Source organism: Pseudoxanthomonas suwonensis (assembly GCF_000972865.1).
In the GTDB taxonomy this organism is placed as follows: domain Bacteria; phylum Pseudomonadota; class Gammaproteobacteria; order Xanthomonadales; family Xanthomonadaceae; genus Pseudoxanthomonas; species Pseudoxanthomonas suwonensis_B.
The window spans coordinates 3,159,191-3,180,392 of the sequence record NZ_CP011144.1 but is presented as its reverse complement, the minus strand read 5'-3'; the positions used below and the strand labels follow the sequence as shown (position 1 = coordinate 3,180,392).

15 protein-coding genes are annotated in these 21,202 nt (G+C 71.2%); 8 read left to right on the top strand and 7 right to left on the bottom strand.

Annotation, left to right across the window (positions count from 1 at the left end; translation table 11 throughout):
* Positions 1–43: 43 nt before the first annotated feature.
* Together katG and WQ53_RS13105 are read left to right on the top strand one after the other, a co-directional pair.
* On the top strand, positions 44–2,293 hold the full coding sequence (gene katG, locus WQ53_RS13110; protein ID WP_052633082.1) for a catalase/peroxidase HPI: 2,250 nt from the start codon (positions 44–46) through the stop codon (positions 2,291–2,293).
* Positions 2,294–2,597: 304 nt separating this feature from the next.
* Complete coding sequence (locus WQ53_RS13105; RefSeq protein ID WP_052633079.1) at positions 2,598–3,203, top strand: DUF937 domain-containing protein; 606 nt, start codon at positions 2,598–2,600, stop codon at positions 3,201–3,203.
* Positions 3,204–3,456: 253 nt separating this feature from the next.
* Here the strand turns inward: WQ53_RS13105 and WQ53_RS13100 are convergent, their stop codons facing one another.
* The 5 genes from WQ53_RS13100 to rpsP all read right to left on the bottom strand — a co-directional run bounded on the left by WQ53_RS13100 (position 3,457) and on the right by rpsP (position 6,434).
* Positions 3,457–3,861: an RNA-binding S4 domain-containing protein gene (locus WQ53_RS13100; protein WP_082113031.1), complete on the bottom strand. Its 405-nt coding sequence runs from the start codon at positions 3,859–3,861 to the stop codon at positions 3,457–3,459.
* 305 nt (positions 3,862–4,166) lie between these two features.
* Positions 4,167–4,562: a 50S ribosomal protein L19 gene (gene rplS, locus WQ53_RS13095; RefSeq protein ID WP_052633073.1), complete on the bottom strand. Its 396-nt coding sequence runs from the start codon at positions 4,560–4,562 to the stop codon at positions 4,167–4,169.
* A 270-nt stretch (positions 4,563–4,832) separates the two neighbouring features.
* The gene (gene trmD / locus WQ53_RS13090; RefSeq protein WP_052633070.1) at positions 4,833–5,594 is read right to left on the bottom strand and encodes a tRNA (guanosine(37)-N1)-methyltransferase TrmD; all 762 of its coding nucleotides are present in this window, start codon (positions 5,592–5,594) and stop codon (positions 4,833–4,835) included.
* Positions 5,595–5,601: 7 nt separating this feature from the next.
* Complete coding sequence (gene rimM / locus WQ53_RS13085) at positions 5,602–6,132, bottom strand: ribosome maturation factor RimM (protein WP_052633067.1); 531 nt, start codon at positions 6,130–6,132, stop codon at positions 5,602–5,604.
* A 41-nt stretch (positions 6,133–6,173) separates the two neighbouring features.
* On the bottom strand, positions 6,174–6,434 hold the full coding sequence (rpsP, locus tag WQ53_RS13080) for a 30S ribosomal protein S16 (RefSeq protein ID WP_052633065.1): 261 nt from the start codon (positions 6,432–6,434) through the stop codon (positions 6,174–6,176).
* Between the two features lie 408 nt (positions 6,435–6,842).
* Here rpsP and WQ53_RS13075 point away from each other — a divergent pair, with 408 nt between their 5' ends.
* The 3 genes from WQ53_RS13075 to WQ53_RS13065 are packed head-to-tail and all read left to right on the top strand — an operon-like array spanning position 6,843 to position 14,279.
* Positions 6,843–8,048, top strand: a complete 1,206-nt coding sequence (locus WQ53_RS13075) for an MdtA/MuxA family multidrug efflux RND transporter periplasmic adaptor subunit (protein ID WP_052633063.1) — start codon at positions 6,843–6,845, stop codon at positions 8,046–8,048.
* Positions 8,045–11,155: a multidrug efflux RND transporter permease subunit gene (locus WQ53_RS13070; protein ID WP_052633061.1), complete on the top strand. Its 3,111-nt coding sequence runs from the start codon at positions 8,045–8,047 to the stop codon at positions 11,153–11,155. Before WQ53_RS13075 ends, WQ53_RS13070 begins: the two co-directional genes overlap by 4 nt.
* A gap of 1 nt (position 11,156) precedes the next feature.
* Complete coding sequence (locus tag WQ53_RS13065) at positions 11,157–14,279, top strand: efflux RND transporter permease subunit (RefSeq protein ID WP_052633059.1); 3,123 nt, start codon at positions 11,157–11,159, stop codon at positions 14,277–14,279.
* Between the two features lie 617 nt (positions 14,280–14,896).
* Here WQ53_RS13065 and WQ53_RS13060 read toward each other — a convergent pair.
* Together WQ53_RS13060 and ffh are read right to left on the bottom strand one after the other, a co-directional pair.
* Complete coding sequence (locus WQ53_RS13060) at positions 14,897–15,718, bottom strand: aminotransferase class IV (protein WP_052633057.1); 822 nt, start codon at positions 15,716–15,718, stop codon at positions 14,897–14,899.
* A 112-nt stretch (positions 15,719–15,830) separates the two neighbouring features.
* A complete protein-coding gene (gene ffh / locus WQ53_RS13055; RefSeq protein WP_052633056.1) occupies positions 15,831–17,213 on the bottom strand; it encodes a signal recognition particle protein in 1,383 nt (460 codons plus the stop codon).
* Between the two features lie 301 nt (positions 17,214–17,514).
* Between ffh and WQ53_RS13050 the strand changes: the two genes are divergently transcribed.
* The 3 genes from WQ53_RS13050 to WQ53_RS13040 all read left to right on the top strand — a co-directional run bounded on the left by WQ53_RS13050 (position 17,515) and on the right by WQ53_RS13040 (position 21,181).
* Positions 17,515–18,306, top strand: a complete 792-nt coding sequence (locus WQ53_RS13050) for a cytochrome C assembly family protein (protein ID WP_052633054.1) — start codon at positions 17,515–17,517, stop codon at positions 18,304–18,306.
* 226 nt (positions 18,307–18,532) lie between these two features.
* Positions 18,533–20,230: a ShlB/FhaC/HecB family hemolysin secretion/activation protein gene (locus tag WQ53_RS13045; RefSeq protein WP_236685863.1), complete on the top strand. Its 1,698-nt coding sequence runs from the start codon at positions 18,533–18,535 to the stop codon at positions 20,228–20,230.
* A 42-nt stretch (positions 20,231–20,272) separates the two neighbouring features.
* Positions 20,273–21,181 (top strand): filamentous hemagglutinin N-terminal domain-containing protein, encoded by a 909-nt coding sequence (locus tag WQ53_RS13040; RefSeq protein WP_158497846.1) that lies wholly within the window; start codon positions 20,273–20,275, stop codon positions 21,179–21,181.
* Positions 21,182–21,202 lie beyond the last annotated feature (21 nt).

The following is a 21,202-nucleotide window of genomic DNA, read 5'->3' as shown; positions in this document are numbered from 1 at the left end:
CTGGACCGGGCGTCGAGTGCGCGCGACCCGAGGCAGACGATCCATGTCGAACGAAAAGAAGTGCCCGATCAACCACGCCGCCGCCGGTGGCGGCACCGGCAACCGCGACTGGTGGCCCAACCAGCTGCGCCTGGACCTGCTCAACCAGCATTCCTCACGCTCCAACCCGCTGGGCGAGGACTTCGACTACGCCGAGGCATTCAAGAAGCTCGACTACCACGAGCTGAAGAAGGACCTGCGCGCGCTGATGACCGATTCGCAGGACTGGTGGCCGGCCGACTTCGGCCACTACGGCGGCCTGATGATCCGCATGGCCTGGCACAGCGCCGGCACCTACCGCATCGGCGACGGCCGCGGCGGCGGCGGCCGCGGCCAGCAGCGCTTCGCCCCGCTCAACAGCTGGCCGGACAACGTCAGCCTGGACAAGGCGCGGCGCCTGCTGTGGCCGGTCAAGCAGAAGTACGGCCAGCAGATCTCCTGGGCCGACCTGATGATCCTGGCCGGCAACGTCGCCCTGGAGACGATGGGCTTCCGCACCTTCGGCTTCGCCGGCGGCCGCGAGGACGTCTGGGAACCGGACCTGGACGTGTACTGGGGCCGCGAGACCACCTGGCTGGGCGGCGACGTGCGCTATGCGCACGGCTCGGAAGGCGTGGAGAAGCCGGCCGACGAGGGCGTGCTCGTCTCCGACGACGATGCCGACGGCAAGGTGCATTCGCGCAACCTGGAGAACCCGCTGGCCGCGGTGCAGATGGGCCTGATCTACGTGAACCCGGAAGGCCCGGACGGCAATCCCGACCCGCTGCTGGCCGCCAAGGACATCCGCGACACCTTCGGCCGCATGGCCATGGACGACGAGGAAACCGTCGCCCTGATCGCCGGCGGCCACAGCTTCGGCAAGACCCACGGCGCCGGCCCGGCCGACAACGTCGGCGTCGAGCCGGAAGCGGACGAACTCGAAGCGCAGGGCTTCGGCTGGCACAACAAGTTCGGCAGCGGCAAGGGCGGCGACACCATTACCTCGGGCATCGAGGTCACCTGGACCCAGACCCCGGCGCTGTGGAGCAACAAATTCTTCGAGAACCTGTTCGGCTTCGAATGGGAACTGGAGAAGTCGCCGGCCGGCGCGCACCAGTGGGTGGCCAAGAACGCCCCCGAAGACATCCCCGACGCCCACGATCCATCGAAGAAGCATCGCCCGAAGATGCTCACCACCGACCTGTCGCTGCGCTTCGACCCGATCTACGGGCCGATCTCCAAGCGCTTCCTGGAAAACCCGCAGGCCTTCGCCGACGCCTTCGCCCGCGCCTGGTTCAAGCTGACCCACCGCGACATGGGCCCGCGCGCGCGCTACCTCGGCCCGGAAGTGCCGAAGGAAGAGCTGATCTGGCAGGACCCGTTGCCTGCCGTCGACCATCCGCTGGTCGATGCGGCCGACATCGACGCACTGAAGAAGAAGATCGCCGACTCGGGCCTGTCGGTGGCCGAACTGGTGTCGACCGCCTGGGCCTCGGCCTCGACCTTCCGCGGCGGCGACAAGCGCGGCGGCGCCAACGGTGCACGCATCAGCCTGGCCCCGCAGAAGGACTGGGCGGTCAACCAGCCCGAGCAGTTGGCGAAGACGCTCAAGGCGCTGGAGCGCATCCAGCTGGAGTTCAACCTGGACGCGCCCGGCGGCAGGAAGATCTCGCTGGCCGACCTGATCGTGCTGGCCGGCGGCGTGGGCGTGGAGCAGGCGGCCAAGGCCGCGGGCGTCGAGCTCGTCGTGCCGTTCTCGCCGGGCCGCACCGATGCGCGCCAAGACCAGACCGACGTGGAGTCGTTCGCGGTGCTGGAGCCGTTCGCCGACGGTTTCCGCAACTACCTCAAGGCCGACTCGGCGGTGCCGGCCGAGCACCTGCTGGTGGACCGCGCGCAGCTGCTGACCCTGACCGCGCCGGAGACGACGGTACTGGTCGGCGGCCTGCGCGTGCTCGGCGCCAACCACGGCGGCAGCCAGCAGGGCGTGTTCACCGACCGGCCCGGCACGCTCAGCAACGACTTCTTCCGCAACCTGCTGGACATGGGCACGGAGTGGAAAGCGACCGGCCGCAACAGCTACGAGGGCAGCGACCGCAGGACCGGGCAGCTGAAGTGGACCGCCAGCCGCGTCGACCTGGCGTTCGGCTCCAACTCGGTGCTGCGCGCGCTGGCCGAGGTCTACGCCAGCGAGGACGGCAAGGAGAAGTTCGTGAAGGACTTCGCCGCGGCCTGGCACAAGGTGATGGAGCTGGACCGCTTCGACCTGCGCTGAACCGCATCCCCGCGGCGATGCGTCATCCGGCCTGGTGCGGCGTTCCGCACCAGGCCGTTCTTTTGATCCGTCCCGCGTCTTTCGCACCGGGGCCATTCTTGGCTTCGTCCGTGCGCCGAATTTCGCTGCCCGACGATGCCGTCGTTCGGCTTGATGAGGGCAAGGATTCGAGCCCTGCACACCGAGGCCGGCAGGCCTCCACTTATGCGTTGCCGGCCAGCCCGTCCCGCACGCCGCAGCGGTCGCGCCGGTCCGCTGCAACAGGCGTATCGTTGGCCTTCCCGGACGGGGAAAGGACACCGCCATGAACCAGCCCCTGCTGACCCAGGAACTGTTCGCCCAGCTGCAGGGCGCCCCATTGCAGCAGCTGTCCCGCCAGCTCGGCACCGATCCGGCGCAGACCGGACAGGCAGTCGCCGCCGCGCTGCCGTTGCTGCTCGGCGCGCTCGGACGCAATGCCGCGCAACCGCAAGGCGCCGAAGCGCTGTTCGGCGCATTGCGGCGCGACCACGGCGGCGGCATGGACATCGGCAGCGTGCTCGGCGCGGTGCTCGGCGGCAGCGCCTCGCGGCAGACCGACGGCGCGGCCATCCTCGGCCACATCCTCGGCGGCGGCCAGCCGCGCGCGGCGCAGGGCCTGGGCCAGGCCACCGGGCTGGGCAGCGGCCAGTCCGCGCAGCTGCTGGCCCTGCTCGCACCGATCGTGCTGTCGTTCCTCGCCAACCGCAGCGCGCGCCAGGGCCTGGATGCCGGCGGCCTCGGCCAGCTGCTCGGCCAGGAACGCGCGCAAGTCAGGCAGCAGGCCGGCGGCGGCGTGCTCGATGCCCTGCTCGACCAGGACGGCGACGGCGATGTGGACGCCAGCGACCTGCTGAGCCTGGGCGCAGGGCTGTTCGGCGGTCGCCGCTAAGAGCGAATCGCGCTGGGAACGCAGGTAGGCCGGCGCTTCAGCGCGCCGACCCACGAAGGTGTTTGCACACCGTCGACCATCCAGCCACCGTCGTCCCGGCGCAAGCCGGTACCCAGTGACTTTGGCTCTGCTTCAGGTAGCCGACGTGGCTAAAGTCGCTGGGTCCCGGCTTACGCCGGGACGACGGGGAGAAGGTTGCGCTGGATGCCGCCCCGCTCGCGGATACGGCCCATCAGGGCCAAGCCGATCCGGCCTAGAGCGCGTCGATATCCCCCAGCGCCCGGATCAAGCGCCGCGCGCGCTTGTCCGGCTTGTGCTCCGGCGCCCGGTAGCCGTCGCGCATGGCCGCGCGCTGCAGCCGCTGCTGCTCGCGGCGCGCCTTCGACGCCTCGCTTTCCTCGTACAGCGCCTGCGCCACCGGCGCCGGGCCGCGGACCTCGCTCAGCCCGCGCACGACCAGCTCGAAGGTCTCCTCGCCGCGGACCACCTGCAGCGCGTCGCCCACCCGGATGGCGCGCGAAGCCTTCGCGCGCTGGCCGGCGACGTCGACCTTGCCCGTCTCCACCGCCTGCTTGGCCAGGCTGCGGGTCCTGAAGAAGCGTGCGGCCCAGAGCCAGACGTCGAGTCGCACGTCTTCCGGCGGCGGGGCGGAATGCATCGGTTCGGATCGCGTCATGGTCGAGGCAACATGGGGCGTCATGGCTGAAGGTTCAACCGCAACACGTACATGGCGCATGCAGCGGGAGCGCCTGCATCGGCCGGCATTGCACCGGGCTCGGCCACGGCGCACAGGCATGGCTCGGTTGCACGGCCACGCCCCCAGCCATCGACCATACCCGTCAAGCCGAACACGTCGTCCCCGCGCAGGCGGGGACGACCGCGGATGAATCCACGATGCCTCACCCCCGGAAACGCAAACGGCCGCCCGAGGGCGGCCGTCGCGGATGCACCAGGAAGCGGCGATCAGCCGGCGGCCTTCTCGGCCTTGGCCTTGGCCACGGCGGCCAGGTCTTCCTTGATGCGGGCGGCCTTGCCTTCCAGGCCACGCAGGTAGTACAGCTTGCCGGCGCGGACCTTGCCGCGGCGCTTCACGTCGACCGAGTCGATGGTGGCGCTGTGGGTCTGGAACACGCGCTCGACGCCGTAGCCGTGCGAGATCTTGCGCACGGTGAACGAGGAGTTCAGGCCGGCGTTCTTGATCGCGATGACCACGCCCTCGTAGGCCTGCACGCGCTCGCGGTTGCCTTCCTTGACCTTGACGTTCACCACGACGGTGTCGCCCTGGCTGAACTTCGGCAGTTCGCGGGTGATCTGGGCGGACTCGAATTCCGCGACGATGGACTTGTTCAGCTTGCTCATGGTGACCGACTCAATGGGTTCGGATGGGCGTGTCGTGGTCGACAACTCGGGCCGATGCAGTCGCAGGATTGCGCCGCACGTGATTGTTATGGGGTCCAGTCCGGGCGGAGCCGCCCGCAGGAACCCGGCATTGTAGCCGCTTTCCCGGGCGCGTGGCTAGCTGCGCCCTACGGGCTGTTGTAGGAGCCGGGTTCAGCCGGCGACACGGGCGTCGGAATCATGAGGGCATCGCCTGTGCCGAGGTGGCGTGTCGCCGGCTGAACCCGGCTCCTACACGGCGTCCCCGGGCGCATCCCGACCCTGCTCCCGGCGCCATTCGTCCAGCAGGGCCTGGTCGGCCTTGGACAGGACCCGCCCGGCCAGCAGGTCCGGGCGCCGCTGCCAGGTCCGGCCCAGCGCCTGCTGCCGGCGCCAGCGGGCGATGGCGGCGTGGTTGCCCGAGCGCAGCACCTCCGGGACGGTGCCGTAGGCGTGCTCGACCGGGTGGCTGTAGTGCGGGCAGTCCAGCAGGCCGTCCTCGAAGCTGTCCTGGCTGGCCGAGCCGGCGTCGTTCAGGGCGCCCTCCTGCAACCTGGCCACCGCGTCCACGACCACCGCCGCGGCCAGCTCGCCGCCGGACAGTACGTAGTCGCCGATCGAGATTTCCTCGTCGACCTCGGCCTGGACCAGCCGCTCATCCACGCCCTCGTAGCGCCCGCACAGCAGCGCCAGCCGCGGCAGCGCGGCCAGCTCGCGGACCCTGGCCTGGTCCAGCGGCCGGCCCTGCGGGCTGAGGTAGACCACCCGCGGCGGCAGCGGGTCGGCCTGGCGCAGCGCCGCCAGGCAGCGGCGCAGCGGCTCGACCAGCATGACCATGCCCGGGCCGCCACCGAAGGTGCGATCGTCGACCTTGCGGTAGTTGCCCTCGGCCCAGTCGCGCGGGTTCCAGCCGTGCAGGTCGAGCAGGCCGCGCTCGCGGGCGCGACCGGTCACGCCGAAGCCGGCGCACTGCTCGACGAACTCGGGGAACAGGCTGACGATGTCGATGCGCATGGGGCGCCTAGAACTCGGGGTCCCAGTCGACCGTGATCGTGCCGGCCTCGAAGTCCACCGCCTTGACGTAGTCGGGCTGGACGAACGGCAGCATGCGCTCGCGCTCGCCGCGCACGACCATCACGTCGTTGGCGCCGGTGGACAGCAGGTGCGAGACCGTGCCGAGTTCCACGCCCTCGACGGTGAGCACGCGCAGGCCCTCCAGGTCGATCCAGTAGTACTCGCCCGGCGCCGGCGGCGGCAGCGCCTCGCGCGGCACCAGGATCTCGGTGCCGCGCAGGGCTTCGGCCGCGTCGCGGTCGTCCGTGCCCGGCAAGGTCGCGACCAGGTGCTTGCCGGTGTCGCGGCCGCGGGCGCCGCGCAGCTCACGCTCGCCGCCGTCGGCGGAACGCACGATCCACGGCTGGTAGCGGAAGATCTGCGCGCGCGGCTCGGTCCAGGACTCGATCTTGACGTCGCCGCGCACGCCGAACGCGCCCGTCACCCGGCCCAGCAGAATCAGCTTCTGCGGTGGAGTGGGACGCCCTGCGTCGTTCATGTCGCGGAGGTGGCCGCCGGAGGGCCGGCGGCCGGGCCGGATCAGGCGGCGGCCGCCTGGGCCTTGGTCGCTTCCTTGTACAGGCTGCGGACCTTCTCGGTCAGCTGCGCGCCGTGGCCGACCCAGTGGTCGACGCGGGCGATGTCCAGCACGATGCGCTGATCGTTGCCGGAGGCGACCGGGTTGTAGTAGCCGACGCGCTCGATGTTGCGGCCGTCGCGGGCGCTGCGCGAGTCGGTGACGATGATGTGGTAGAACGGACGCTTCTTCGCGCCGCCGCGGGTAAGACGGATCTTGACCATGGTGGTTTCTTCGGTGTTGCCCAGTCGCCAGGATGGCGAGGTAAGCCGCGCATTGTAAGTCGTTGAACCGGCGCGGACAACCCGGCCACCCCGGGCCCGGTCCCGGCTGTGGACCCTGCCCGGCGCTACCCGCGGCCACCGCCCGCGCCGTCCTCCCCGGACACTGCCGCCCCGGCAGCGGCGTCCCGCAGGGCGTTTGGCCGACCGACCATGACCAAAGTCATGTCCGTCCGCAGCGCGGTTCCCGTAGCATCGTGAAGGTACCGTGATATCCGCCCACGCACGCCGCTCCCGGTCCCGGGGCGCCGGCTGCGCAGACCCGCGGACGCGGCATCCCACGGCGCCGGCGGCGCCACTCCTCCTCCCCTCCGCGACGGGCCCGCGCCCGCCGACACATCCGGTCAGTCGATGAAAAAGCCCTTGCCGCGCCCGCTGAAGATCCTGCTCACCCTGGGGCTGCTGCTGGCCCTGGTCCTGCTGTGGCGGTCCTGCGGCGGGGACGGGGAAGCGCAGCAAGGCCCCGGCGGCGGCCGCTGGGGCAATGGCGAACGCCCGCCCACGCCGGTGCGCGTGGTCGCCGCCGAGCGCGGCCCGCTGGACGTGGAACTGAAGGCACTGGGCACGGTCACGCCGCTGCGCACGGTGACAGTTCGCTCGCGGGTGGAAGGCGAGCTGCAGCGGGTGGCCTTCGAGGAAGGCCAGCAAGTCCGCGCCGGCCAGCTGCTGGCGGAGATCGACCCGGCCCGGTTCCGGGTACAGGCGGCCCAGGCCGCGGGCCGGCAGAAGCAGAACCTGGCCGAGCTGGAGAACACCCGGATCCAGCTGCAGCGCTACCGCGACCTGGCCGGCGGCAAGTACGTCTCCGCGCAGGACGTGGCCAACCTGGAGGCTCAGGTGCGCCAGTTCGAGGGCCGGCGCGAGATCGACCAGGCCGCGGTCGACGAGGCCACGCTGCAACTGGATTACACCCGCATCACCGCGCCGATCGACGGCAGGGTCGGCCTGCGCAGCGTCGACGTCGGCAACCTGGTGCGCACCGGCGACGAGGGCGGCATCGCCACCCTGACCCAGACCCGCCCGATCAGCGTGGTGTTCGCGCTGCCCGAGACCGCGCTGGCCGCGGTCAACGCCGCCGTGCGCGGCGGCGACGCGCTGGCGGTGCAGGCCTGGGACCGCAACGAGCGCCAGCCGCTGGCCACCGGCACCCTGTCCAGCCTGGACAACCGCATCGACACCCAGACCGGCACCGTGCGCCTGCGCGCGCTGTTCGACAACGACGACGAATCGCTGTTCCCGAACCAGTCGGTCAACGTGCGCCTGCGCCTGGGCAGCGAGGACGTGGTCTCCATCCCCGATGCGGCGGTGCAGTTCGGCAGCCAGGGCACCTACGTGTACGTGGTGACCGACGAGGACACCGCGAGCGTGCGCCAGGTCCGGCTGGGCCCCGGCCACGAGGGCCGGGTGGCGGTGCTCGACGGTCTGGCCGCTGGCGAGCGCGTGGTCCTGGAGGGCCTGGACCGGCTGCGCGAGGGTGGCAAGGTCGAGGTGATCGAGGACGATACGCCGGCCGCTGCCGCGGCCGAAGCGGCCGCCGATACGGCGCAGGCCCGATGAACCTCTCGCGCCCGTTCATCCTGCGCCCGGTAGCGACTTCGCTGCTGATGCTGGCGCTGCTGCTGTCGGGCGTGTTCGCCTACCGCCTGCTGCCAGTGGCGGCGCTGCCGCAGGTCGACTACCCGATCATCCAGGTGCTGACGCTGTATCCCGGCGCCAGCCCGTCGGTGACCACCAGCGCGGTGACCGCGCCGCTGGAGCGGCGCCTGGGCCAGATCCCCGGCCTCAACCAGATGTCCTCGACCAGCTCCGGCGGGGCCTCGGTCATCACCCTGCAGTTCTCGCTGGGCGTGGACCTGGGCGTGGCCGAGCAGGAGGTGCAGGCGGCGATCAACTCGGCGTCCAACTTCCTGCCCAACGACCTGCCGATGCCGCCGGTGTACCGCAAGGTCAACCCGGCCGACACCCCGATCCTGACCCTGGCGGTGACCTCGCCGACCATGGCCCTGCCCGAGGTCTACGACCTGGTCGACACGCGCATGGCCCAGCGCCTGTCGCAGCTGCCGGGCGTGGGCCTGGTCAGCCTGGCCGGCGGGCAGCGCCCGGCGGTGCGGATCCAGGTCAACCCCAACGCGCTGGCCGCCGCCGGGCTGGGCATGGACGACATCCGCCGCGCGATCGCCTCGGCCAACGTCAACCTGCCCAAGGGCAGCTTCGACGGCCCGACCCGGGCGACCATGCTCGACGCCAACGACCAGATGCGCTCGGCGCAGGAATACCGCGACCTGGTCCTGGCCTGGAACGACGGCGCGCCGTTGCGCCTGGGCGACGTGGCCTCGGTCGAGCAGGGCCCGGAGAACCGCCACCTGGCCGCCTGGTCGGGCGACACCCCCGCGATCCTGGTCAACATCCAGCGCCAGCCCGGCGCCAACGTGATCGAGGTGGTGGACCGGATCCACGAACTGCTGCCGCAGCTGCGCGCCTCGATGCCGGCCTCGGTCGACGTGGCCGTGCTCAGCGACCGCACCGAATCGATCCGCGCCTCTATCGAGGGCGTGCAGCACGAGCTGCTGCTGGCGATCGGCCTGGTGGTGCTGGTGACCTTCGCGTTCCTGCGCACGATCCCGGCGACCATCATCCCGTCGATCGCCGTGCCGCTGTCGCTGGTAGCGACCTTCGGGGTGATGCTGCTGGCCGGCTACTCGCTCAACAACCTGACCCTGATGGCGCTGACCATCGCCACCGGCTTCGTGGTCGACGACGCGATCGTGATGCTGGAGAACATCGCCCGCCACCTGGAGGAAGGCGAGACGCCGATGCAGGCCGCGCTCAAGGGCGCGCGCCAGATCGGCTTCACCCTGGTCTCGCTGACCCTGTCGCTGATCGCGGTGCTGATCCCGCTGCTGTTCATGGGCGACGTGGTCGGCAAGCTGTTCCACGAGTTCGCGATCACCCTGGCGGTGGCGATCGGCATCTCGCTGGTGGTCTCGCTCACGCTCACGCCGATGCTGTGCGCGCGCTTCCTCAAGGCCGGCCACGGCCACGGCGAAGGCGACGACGGCGGCAAGCGCGGCGACATCTTCGACCGGGTCATCGCCTGGTACGACCGCGGCCTGCATTGGGTGCTGGAGCGGCAGCCGCTGATGCTCGGCCTGACCGTGGCCACCCTGGCGCTGACCGCGGTGCTGTACCTGCTGGTGCCCAAGGGCTTCTTCCCGGTGCAGGACGCCGGCCTGATCCAGGGCATCAGCGAGGCACCGCAGTCGGTCTCGTTCGAGGCGATGGCGCGGCGCCAGCAGGCGCTGGCCGCGGCGATCCTAGAGGACCCGGACGTGGCCACCCTGTCCTCGTTCATCGGCGTGGACGGCAGCAACGCCACCCTCAACAGCGGCCGCTTCCTGATCGAGCTCAAGCCGCATGCCGAGCGCGACGCCGGCGCGCCGGAGATCATCGAGCGGCTCAAGCGCCGCGCCGCGCAGGTCCCCGGCATCGACCTGTACCTGCAGCCGGTGCAGGAACTGAGCATCGAGGACCGGGTCAGCCGCACCCAGTACCAGTTCGCGCTGACCACGCCGGACCTGGCCGAGCTGGGCGAATGGACCGCCAAGCTGTTGCAGGAACTACGCCGCCAGCCATCGCTGGCCGACGTGGCCAGCGACCTGCAGGACCAGGGCCTGCAGGCCTGGGTGGACATCGACCGCGACGCGGCCGCGCGCCTGGGCGTGCCGGTGTCGGCGGTGGCCGACGCGCTGTACGACGCCTTCGGCCAGCGCCAGGTCTCGACCATCTTCACCCACGCCAACCAGTACCGGGTGGTGCTGGAGGCCGACCCGCGCTTCCAGCTCGGGCCCGACGCCATCGGCCGCATCCACGTGGCCACCGCAGATGGCGGGCAGACGCCGCTGTCGGGGATTGCCACTGTCGGCACCCGGCCGACCGCGCTGCAGATCAGCCACCTGGGCCAGTTCCCGGCGGTCACCTTCTCCTTCAACCTGGCCCCGGGCGCGTCGCTGGGCGAGGCGGTGGCGGCGATCGAACAGGCGCGCGAGACCATCGGCATGCCGCCTGGCGTCGAGCTGCGCCTGCAGGGCGCGGCGCAGGCGTTCCGCAACTCGCTGTCCAGCACGCTGTGGCTGATCCTGGCCGCGGTGCTGGTGATGTACATCGTGCTGGGCGTGCTCTACGAGAGCTTCATCCACCCGATCACCATCCTTTCCACCCTGCCCTCGGCCACGGTCGGCGCGCTGGCCGCGCTGCTGGTCACCGGCCGCGGCCTGGACCTGATCGCGGTGATCGGCATCATCCTGCTGATCGGCCTGGTCAAGAAGAACGCGATCATGATGATCGACTTCGCGCTGGAGGCCGAGCGCGAGCGCGGCCTGGACCCGCGCCGGGCGATCCACCAGGCCGCGCTGCTGCGCTTCCGGCCGATCCTGATGACCACCCTGGCAGCGCTGTTCGCGGCGATCCCGATGATGCTGGCCAGCGGCTCGGGCGCCGAGCTGCGCCAGCCGCTGGGCCTGGTGATGGTCGGCGGCCTGCTGGTGAGCCAGGTGCTGACCCTGTTCACCACGCCGGTGATCTACCTGTTCTTCGACCGCTTCGTGCGCCGCGGGCGCGCGCACGCGGCAGAGCAAGGCGATCAAGGCGATGCAGCGGCAGCCTGACATGTCCCCGCGCGCGGACGCCGACCGGGTCAACCTGTCGCGGGTGTTCATCGAACGCCCGGTGGCCACCGTGCTGCTGGCGATCGCCGTCGTGCTGTGCGGCCTGCTGGCGCTGCGGCAGCTGCCGGTGGCGCCGCTGCCGCAGGTCGACTACCCGGCGATCCAGGTCAACGCCAGCCTGCCCGGCGCCAGCCCCGAATCGATGGCCGCCACCGTGGCCACGCCGCTGGAGCGCGCGCTGGGCAGCATCCCGGGGATCACCCGGCTGACCTCGGCCAGCAACCAGGGCAACACCCGCATCGACCTGCAGTTCTCGCTGGACCGCAACGTGGACGAGGCCGCCCGCGAAGTGCAGGCGGCGATCAACGCCGCGCGCGCGCAGCTGCCCGCGGGCATGCCGGGCATGCCGTGGTACCGCAAGATCAATCCCTCGCAGGCGCCGATCATGGCCCTGGCGCTGAGCTCGGACACGTTCACCCCGGGCCAGGTGTTCGACGTGGCCTCCACCGTGATCGCGCAGAAGATCGCGCAGGTGCCGGGCGTGGGCCAGGTCGAGGCCGGCGGCAGTTCGCTGCCGGCGGTGCGGGTGTCGCTGAACCCGCACGCGCTCAACCAGTACGGCATCGCCCTGGACGACGTGGCCGGCTCGATCCGCAACGCGAACGCGCTGCGCCCGCTGGGCCAGGTCGCGCGCGACGACCGCCAGTGGCAGGTCGAGGCCGGACTGCAGCTGCGCACCGCCGAGGAGTACCGCGACCTGGTGGTGGCCTGGCGCGACGGGCGCCCGGTGCACCTGCGCGACGTGGCCCAGGTCGGCGAAGGCACCGAGAACCGCTACGCCACCGGCTTCCACAACGAGCGCAACGCGGTGCTGCTGATCGTCAGCCGCCAGCCCGGCGCCAACATCATCCAGACCGTGGACGCGATCCACGCGCAGATGGACACGCTGCAGGCGCTGCTGCCGGCAGGCGTGGACATGAAGGTGGTGATGGACCGCTCGCCGGTGATCCGCGCCACCCTGCGCGAGGCACAGACCACCCTGGTGCTGGCGGTGACGCTGGTGGTGCTGGTGGTGTTCGCCTTCCTCGGCAGCTGGCGCGCGGCGCTGGTGCCGACCCTGGCGATCCCGGTGTCGCTGTTCGGTGCGCTGGCGATCATCTGGCTGGCCGGGTTCTCGCTCAACACGCTGTCGCTGATGGCGCTGATCGTGGCCGCGGTGCTGGTGGTGGACGACGCGATCGTGGTGCTGGAGAACATCTCGCGCCACCTCGACGCCGGCCTGTCGCCGAAGCAGGCGGCGCTGCGCGGCGCCGGCGAGGTCGGCGCGACCCTGCTGTCGATGAACATCGCCCTGGCGGTGGTGTTCGTTTCGATCCTGTTCCTCGACGACTTCGTCGAGAAACTCTTCCGCGAATTCTCGCTGACCCTGGTCGCGGCGATGTCGGTGTCGCTGCTGGTGTCGCTGAGCCTGACCCCGGCGCTGTGCTCGCGCCTGCTCAGGCCGGTCGATCCCGGGCGCGTGGTGCCGCCCTGGGAACGGCTGGGCGAACTGCTGTTCGGCGGCCTGCGCCGCGCCTACCTGCGCAGCCTGGACCGCACCCTGGCCCACCTGCCGATCGCGCTGTGCGTGCTGCTGGCGACCATCGCGCTCAACGTGTTCCTGTTCGCCAAGGTGCCCAAGGGCACGGTGCCGCAGCAGGACACCGGCCAGCTGCGCGGCTTCGCCCGCGGCGACGACGGCCTGTCCTTCCAGGTGATGCAGCCGAAGATCCAGGCCTACCGCCAGTACCTGCTGGCCGACCCGGCGATCGCCGACATCGCTGGCTTCATCGGCGGCGGCACCGGCGTCAACAACGGCTTCATCATGATCCAGATGAAGCCGCTGGCCGAGCGCGGCGTGTCCAGCCGCGAGGTGATCGACCGCCTGCGCAAGGACCTGCCCCGGGTGCCCGGCGGCAACCTGTGGCTGTGGGTCGACCAGGACATCCGCATCGGCGGCGGCAACAACGACGGCAACCTCGACCTGCAGCTGCTGGCCGGCGACAGCGCCCCGCTGCGCGAATGGACGCCGAAGGTGCAGGAAGCGCTGGCGGCGCTGCCGCAGCTGGTGGACGTGGATTCCAGCGGCGACGAAGGCATGCGCCAGGTGCAGCTGGAGATCGACCGCGAGGCGGCGACCCGGCTGGGCGTGGACATGCGCCTGGTCGCCACCGTGCTCAACAACTCCTTCAGCCAGCGCCAGGTCGCCACCCTGTACGACAGCCTCAACCAGTACCGGGTGGTGATGGAACTGGAGCCGCGCTACACCCAGTCGCCGACCACGCTGGACCAGGTGTACGCGATCGGCCGCGGCGGCCAGCGCGTGCCGCTGTCCGCGTTCGCGCGCTGGGAATACGGGATGGCGCCGGACCGGATCCTGCACCGCGAGCAGTTCGTCTCCACCCGGGTCAGCTTCGCGCTGGCACCCGGGGTGACCCTGGGCGAGGCCACCGCCGCGATCGAGGAGGCGATGGCCCGGATCATGCTGCCGACCGAGGTACGGGCCAAGCTCGGCGAAGAAGCCGGCAGCCTGCAGGAACTGCGCGACCGCCAGCTGTGGCTGATCCTGGGCGCGGTGCTGGCGGTGTACCTGGTGCTGGGCGTGCTGTACGAGAGCTACGTGCAGCCGCTGGCGATCCTGTCGATCCTGCCTTCGGCCGGGATCGGTGCGCTGCTGGCGCTGCTGGCCTTCGACGGCGAGCTGAACCTGATCTCGCTGCTGGGGCTGTTCCTGCTGGTCGGGGTGGTGATGAAGAACACCATCCTGATGGTCGATTTCGCCCTGGCGGCGCAGCGCGAGCAGGCGCTGCCGGCGCGCGCGGCGATCCTGGAGGCGGCGCGGCTGCGCTTCCGCCCGATCCTGATGACCAGCGTGGCCGCGCTGCTGGGCATGCTGCCGCTGATGCTGGCCACCGGCGAGGGCTGGGAGATGCGTCGCCCGCTCGGCATCGCCATCGTCGGCGGCCTGCTGGTGAGCCAGCTGCTGACCCTGTACACCACCCCGGCGGTGTTCCTGGGGCTGGACCGGCTGCGCGCGCGGGTGCGGGGCAAGGCCCTGGCCAAGGTGGCGCGCCAATCCACGTGATGCGCCGTTCCGGTGCAGTGGAGCAGTGTCCGCGCTTTCCCTTGCAGGAGCCGGGCTTGCCCGCGACACGACGCCGTGGGCACAGGCGACGTTCTCGCAGTCCCGACGCCCGTGTCGCCCACTGAAGTGGGCTCCTACAGAAAGCGGCCGCGCCGCAGCTGTTGCAGGAGCCGGGTTCAGCCGGCGACACAACGCCGTCGGCACAGGCGACGCCCTCACGCTCCCGACGCCCGTGTCGCCCACTGAAGTGGGCTCCTGCAGAAAGCGGCCACGCCGCAGCTGTTGTAGGAGCCGGGTTCAGCCGGCGACACGACGCCGTCGGCACAGGCGACGCCCTCACGCTCCCGACGCCCGTGTCGCCCACTGAAGTGGGCTCCTACAGAAGGCGGCCACGCCGCAGCTGTTGTAGGAGCCGGGTTCAGCCGGCGACACGACGCCGTCGGCACAGGCGACGCCCTACGCTCCCGACGCCCGTGTCGCCCACTGAAGTGGGCTCCTACAGAAGGCGGCCGCGCCGCAGCTGTTGCAGGAGCCGGGTTCAGCCGGCGACACGACGCCGTCGGCACAGGCGACGCCCTCACGCTCCCGACGCCCGTGTCGCCCACTGAAGTGGGCTCCTACAAGGGATCCCAAGGCGCGTGCGCAGCCGCTGCAGCAAGCAGCCGCATCAGCTCCGGCGCATCGGCGTACTCGACGCTATCGATCGCGGCGATCGGCTGCACGCCGTTCGCATTGGTCGCGAACGCTGCCCGGAACCGCGGCAGTTCGGCCAGCGTCACCGGCCGCACCTGCTGCGCCAAGCCCTGCGCCTTGAGCCCATCCTGCAGCAGCCGCTCGGTGGTGCCGCGCAGCGCCGGCGCTTCCGGCCAGACGACGCCGGCGCCGTCCCAGAATCCAATGTTCCAGACCGAGCCCTCGGCGATGCGCGCATCCGCGCCCTCTCCGTCGACGAACAGGGCGTCGTCGTAGCCGGCCTTCAGCGCCTGGCGGCGATGGTGGAACAGCGGGAAGGTGCCGACGTGCTTGATCTGTGGCAGCGGGCGCAGGAACCGGCAGGTGCGCACGCGCAACGCGCGCGTCGACGGTGCGGCCGGCGCAGCGGCCGACACCAGCACGTCCAGGGCAACCTCGCGCAGCGGCTGGCGGTAGTCGAAGTGGCGCGAGAACACCGTCACCCGCATCGCGCAGTCGCCGCCGGCCGCGTCGGCCGCCTGGCGCATCCAGCCGCGCGCCGCGGCCTCGTCCAGCGCCGCGTCGAACAGTTCGGCATTGCCCTGGCGCAGGCGGGCGAAGTGCAGCTCCAGTCCCTGCGCCGCGCCGTCGCGCACCCGCAACGCGGTGAAGTGGCCGTAGTTGGTCTGGGCCAGCGCGCGCAGCGCGCCGGGCTCGGCGTCGGCCGGTGCGCCGTTGAGCAATGCGACCGGCGCGGCCGCGCTCATGCCGCGGCGCATCCCGGCGCCACGTGCCACCACGGGCGTGGACGGCGTCGCCGGGAAGAAATGGACACGGGCATGCGCAGGCGACCGTCCATCCGCTTTCCCGTCGCCGGTCTCAGCGGAACGGCAGGCCGCCGCGGCCGCCCATGCCGCCGCCCATCATGCCCTGCAGGCCGCGCATCATCCCCTTCATGCCGCCGCGGCCCAGCTTGCCCATCATCTTTTCCATCTGCTGGTACTGCTTGAGCAGCTTGTTGACGTCGGCGGGCGTGGTACCGGAGCCGCGGGCGATGCGCGCGCGGCGCGAGCCGTTGAGCAGGTCGGGGTTGCGCCGTTCCTTCGGCGTCATCGAGCCGATGATCGCCATCATCCGCGGCACCTCGCGGCTCTGCGACACCTGCGCCTTGAGGTGCTCGGGCACCTGGCCCAGGCCGGGCAGCTTGTCCATCAGGCCGGCGATGCCGCCCATGTTCTGCATCTGCTCGAGCTGGTCGCGCATGTCGTTGAGGTCGAACTTCTTGCCCTTGGCGACCTTGGCGGCGAGCTTGGCCGCCTTCTCCTGGTCCACGGTCTGCTCGACCTGCTCGACCAGCGACAGCACGTCGCCCATGTCGAGGATGCGTGCGGCCACGCGGTCGGGGTGGAACACGTCCAGGCCGTCGAGCTTCTCGCCGGTACCGGTGAACTTGACCGGCTTGCCGGTGATGTAGCGCACCGACAGCGCGGCGCCGCCGCGGGCGTCGCCGTCGGTCTTGGTCAGGACCACGCCGGTCAGCGGCAGCGCCTCGGCGAAGGCCTTGGCGGTGTTGGCCGCGTCCTGGCCGGTCATGGCGTCGACCACGAACAGGGTCTCGGTCGGGTTGACCGCGGCGTGCAGGACCTTGATCTCGGCCATCATCGCCTCGTCGATGGCGAGGCGGCCGGCGGTGTCGACGATCAGCACGTCGGCGAAGGACTTCTTCGCATCGGCAATCGCGGCACGGACGATGTCTTCGGGCTTCTGCCCGGCGTCGGACGGGAAGAACAGCACCCCGACCTGCTCGGCCAGGGTCTTCAGCTGCTCGATCGCGGCCGGACGGTAGACATCGGCGCTGACCACCATCACCTTCTTCTTGCGCTTCTCCTTCAGGTGCTTGGCAAGCTTGCCGACGGTGGTGGTCTTGCCGGCGCCCTGCAGGCCGGCCATCAGGATCACCGCCGGCGCGGGCACGTTCAGGTTCAGGTCGTTGGCGGTCGAGCCCATGACCGCGGCCAGCTCGTCGCGCACGATCTTGATCAGGGCCTGGCCCGGGGTCAGCGACTTGAGCACTTCCTGGCCGACCGCGCGCACCTTGATCCGCTGGACCAGGGCCTGCACCACCGGCAGGGCGACGTCGGCCTCGAGCAGGGCGATGCGCACCTCGCGCACGGCCTCGCTGATGTTGGATTCGGTCAGGCGGCCGCGGCCACGCAGGCGCTCGAGGGTGCCGGACAGGCGCTGGGTCAGGGATTCGAACATGCGGTCGGACCGAAGAGGCGGAAAAGCGGTTGGCGATTATAGCCCGCGGGGACTGCCGGCCCTGCGCAGTGGCGGGCGTTCCTGCTTTGCTGCCTCCTTTTCGCCGCAGGCGAAGGGGGGCTGGGGAGGGGTGCTCTTCGCGGGCGGGAAGCAAGAGGCAGGAGCCCCCTCCCGGCCTCCCCTGCGCTGCGCGCAAGGGGAGGAGACAAGCAGGACCCACCCTCCTCTCAACCCATTGTTGACGTCCGGCGCCGATGCCACACCACTCCTCCGCCTCCGGCGCCTGTGCGACACTCCGTCGATGACAATCGTTCTCATCGCCGTCGTCGCCTACCTGGCCGCCGCCCTGCTGCTGTTCCGCGCGGTCTCCGGCGACCGGGCCGTGCCGTCGCGCGCCTGGCTGGCGCCGGCGCTGGCGGGCGTGCTGCTGCACGGCGGCTACCACCTGGGCGTGGCCTGGCGCACCGCCGGCGGCCCGGACATGCATTTCTTCTCGGCGCTGTCGCTGGTCAGCCTGGGCATGGCCGCGATGACCACCGCGGTCGGCGCGCGCGGGCGGATGGCGGCGCTGGGCGTGTTCGCCTTCCCGCTCGCCGCCGCGCTGCTGGCGCTCTACCACTGGCGCGGCCACGCGCCGTCGCCGACGCTGGACTGGCGCCTGCAGTTGCATGCCTGGCTGGCGCTGCTGGCCTACGCCACCCTGGCCATCGCCGCCCTGCTGGCGGTGATGCTGTGGGTGCAGGAACGCGCCCTGCGCCGGCGCGAGTTCCATGCCTGGCTGCGGGCGCTGCCGCCGCTGACCGAGCTGGAGACGCTGCTGTTCCGCACGATCGCCGTGGGCTTCGCCCTGCTCACCCTGACCTTGCTGACCGGCGTGCTGTTCGTCGAGGACTTCCTGTCCCAGCACCTGGTCCACAAGAGCGTGCTCAGCGTGCTGTCCTGGCTGGTGTTCGGCGGCCTGCTGCTGGGCCGCTGGCGCTACGGCTGGCGCGGCATCCGTGCCGTGCACTGGACCCTGACCGCGATGGCGCTGCTGCTGCTGGCGTTCTTCGGCAGCAAGTTCGTGCTGGAACTGGTGCTGGGACACGCCTAGGCCGGCGGACGCACAGGAACCATCCATCCCCTGAACGATGGCGTTATGGCGACCAGAGAACGCCGCCCGGCCGGGTTGCCGGCGCCAGGTGGCGCAGGAACAATCGCGCTTTGCCTGCGGCCCGGTGGCCGATGACCTGCCCACGAACGGCGGGCGGCAACGTTCCGGACGGCAGACCGATCCACAGATGACTGGCCCGCAGCAGCGACGTTCCCTGCGCAAGGGGGTGCCTGTCCGCCTTCTGCGCGGGCTGGTCACCGGCGCGCTCGCCTGGGCCGGCGCCGCGTCGGCGCAGAGTCCGCCCGATGCCGGCCAGCTGCAGCGCCAGTCCGAACAGGCACTGGACCATGCCCCGCCTGCTCCCCCCCCGGCCACGGCCCTTCCGGCGCCGGCCGAGCCTGCGGCCGGTCCGGCGTTCACCGTCCGCCGCTTCTTGGTCCGTGGCGCCACGCTGGTCCCGGCCGGGGAACTGGAGCGCCAACTCGACGCCTGGCGCGACCGCCCGGTGCATCTGGCGGACCTGGAAGACGCATTGCGGACCTTGGTGGCCCACTACCGGGGGCTCGGCTGGTTCGCCCGCGCGCAGTTGCCCGAACAGGACATCACCGACGGCACCGTGGTCGTACAGGTGGTCGAAGGGCGCTTCGGGCAACTGCATGTCGAACATGGCGGCGGGCGCGCCCGCAGTGGTTTCGTCGCCGGCGTCGTCGCCCGGCAGCTGCAGCCCGGCGCGCCGTACTCGCTCGCGCAGCTCGAGCGCGGCCTGCTGCTGGCCAACGACCTGCCCGGCATCATGGCCGACGGCGTGCTGCGGGCAGGCGAAGCACCCGGCACCAGCGACCTGGTCCTGCAGGTGCAGGACCGGCCGCTGCTCAGCGGCAGCGCGTCGCTGGGCAACGACGGCAGCCGCTACACCGGGCGCGCACAGGCCATCGCCCGGCTCAACCTCGACGACCCAAGCGGCTGGGGTGACCAGATCGGCGCCACGCTCATGCGCGGCGTCGACCTGGAGTACCTGGGCGCGAGCTACGGCGTGCCGCTGGGCACCGGTGGCTGGCGCGGCAATGTCGGCTATGCCTCGCTCAGCTACCGGCTGGGCAAGGAGTTCGCCGCGCTGGATGCGTTCGGCAAGTCGCGCATCCGCCAGGCCAGCGTCGCCTACCCGTTGCGGCGCAGCGATGCGCTGAACGTGGAAGTGGAACTGGCCTGGACCGGCCGCCACCAATGGGACGAAAGCCTCGGCCTGGCCCTGCGCCGCCGCCACATCGGCAACCTGACCCTGGGCGTCTACGGCGACGCGCGCGACGAGTGGTTGCGCGGCGGCTGGACGGCGTGGATCGTCGACCTGGCCCACGGCCGCGCGCGCCTGGACCTGCCCGACGATCGGGCCCTCGACGCCTTCGGCGCGGGCATCCATGGCCCCTTCACCCTGGCCAGCCTCGAACTGCGCACGGACCGCTGGCTGTCGCCGGACTGGTACGCGCGATCGCGCATCACCGGTCAATGGACCGACGGCAACCTCGATTCTTCGTTGCAGTTCGTGCTCGGCGGCCCCTCCGGCGTGCGCGGCTATCCGGTCAACGAAGGCAGCGGGGACAGCGGCGCGGTCGTGCAGCTGGAGCTGCACCGCCTGCTGCCCGGGCCGCTCGGCAGCGAACTGGACGGTTTCGCCTTCGTCGACCATGGCGTCATCCGCCAGCGCCAGGACCCTTGGGACGACTGGCGCCTGCCCGGCGACGCGGACAACCAGTACGCGCTGTCGGCAGCCGGCATCGGCCTGGGCTGGACCCATCCGCGCGGCCTGCGGACGATACTGAGCCTGGCCTCGCCGCTGGGAACGAATCCCGGCGGCCTGGAAGACCGCAACCAGGACGGCACCCGGCGCGCGACCCAGTTCTGGTTCAACCTGCGGCAGCGCTTCTAGACCATGATCGAGCACCCGCCGCACCCCGACGAGGACACTTCCATGCGCAACGCCCACGCCGATGCCGCCACGCCGGTCCGCCTCCGGCACCGGACCGGCCTGCTGCTGCTCGCGCTGCTGCCGTTCGGCGCGGCGGCCGGGCAGGACCCACGCGCACTGCCGGAGGACGGGCGCGTGGTCGCAGGCAATGCCACCCTGTCCGCCTCCGGGCACACGCTCACGGTCGCCCAGCGGTCGAACCGCGCGATCCTGGAATGGCGGAGCTTCAACATCGGCCACGACGCGACCGTGCAGTTCGAGCAGCCTTCGGCTTCGGCCATCGCGCTGAACCGGGTGGTGGGCGGCGATGCGTCGCACATCGCCGGGCAACTGCTCGGCAACGGCCACGTGTACCTGGTGAACGCCGCCGGCGTGCTGTTCGGCCGCGACGCGCGCATCGATGTCGGCCACCTGGTGACCTCGACCCTGGACATCGGTAACCACGATTTCCTCGCCGGACGCAACGGATCCGCGAGCACGGCCGGCGCCGCGCTGTCCGCCACCGACCGTCCTGCATCGGCACCGGCTCAAGACCCACGCTCCGAGCCGCCATTCCGTCTCCCCGCACCGGCCGGCACCGCCAGCGCCACGGCGGACGCCGCTGGCGAGGAACCGCAGCCAGCGCCATCGCGCCTGCTGACGATGGATGCCGGCGCCGACGGACACCTGCGCCTCGGAGTGCAGCCCACCGAGGTACAGGCGTTGCTCGACAGCGGCAGCCTGCGGGAGGACGAAGACGGCCTGGTCCTGACCTCCAGCGGGGTCAATGCGCTGCGCGCGGCGGTGGTCGCGCACGAAGGCGCGCCGCAGGCGCGCGTCGCGGCCGTGCGCGAAGGTCGCCTGCTGCTGCTGGCCGACGGCGCTTCCGAGGCACGATCCGGCGAGGATGCGGGACAGGGCATCGTCGACTGACGCGACGGCGGCAAAGGACTA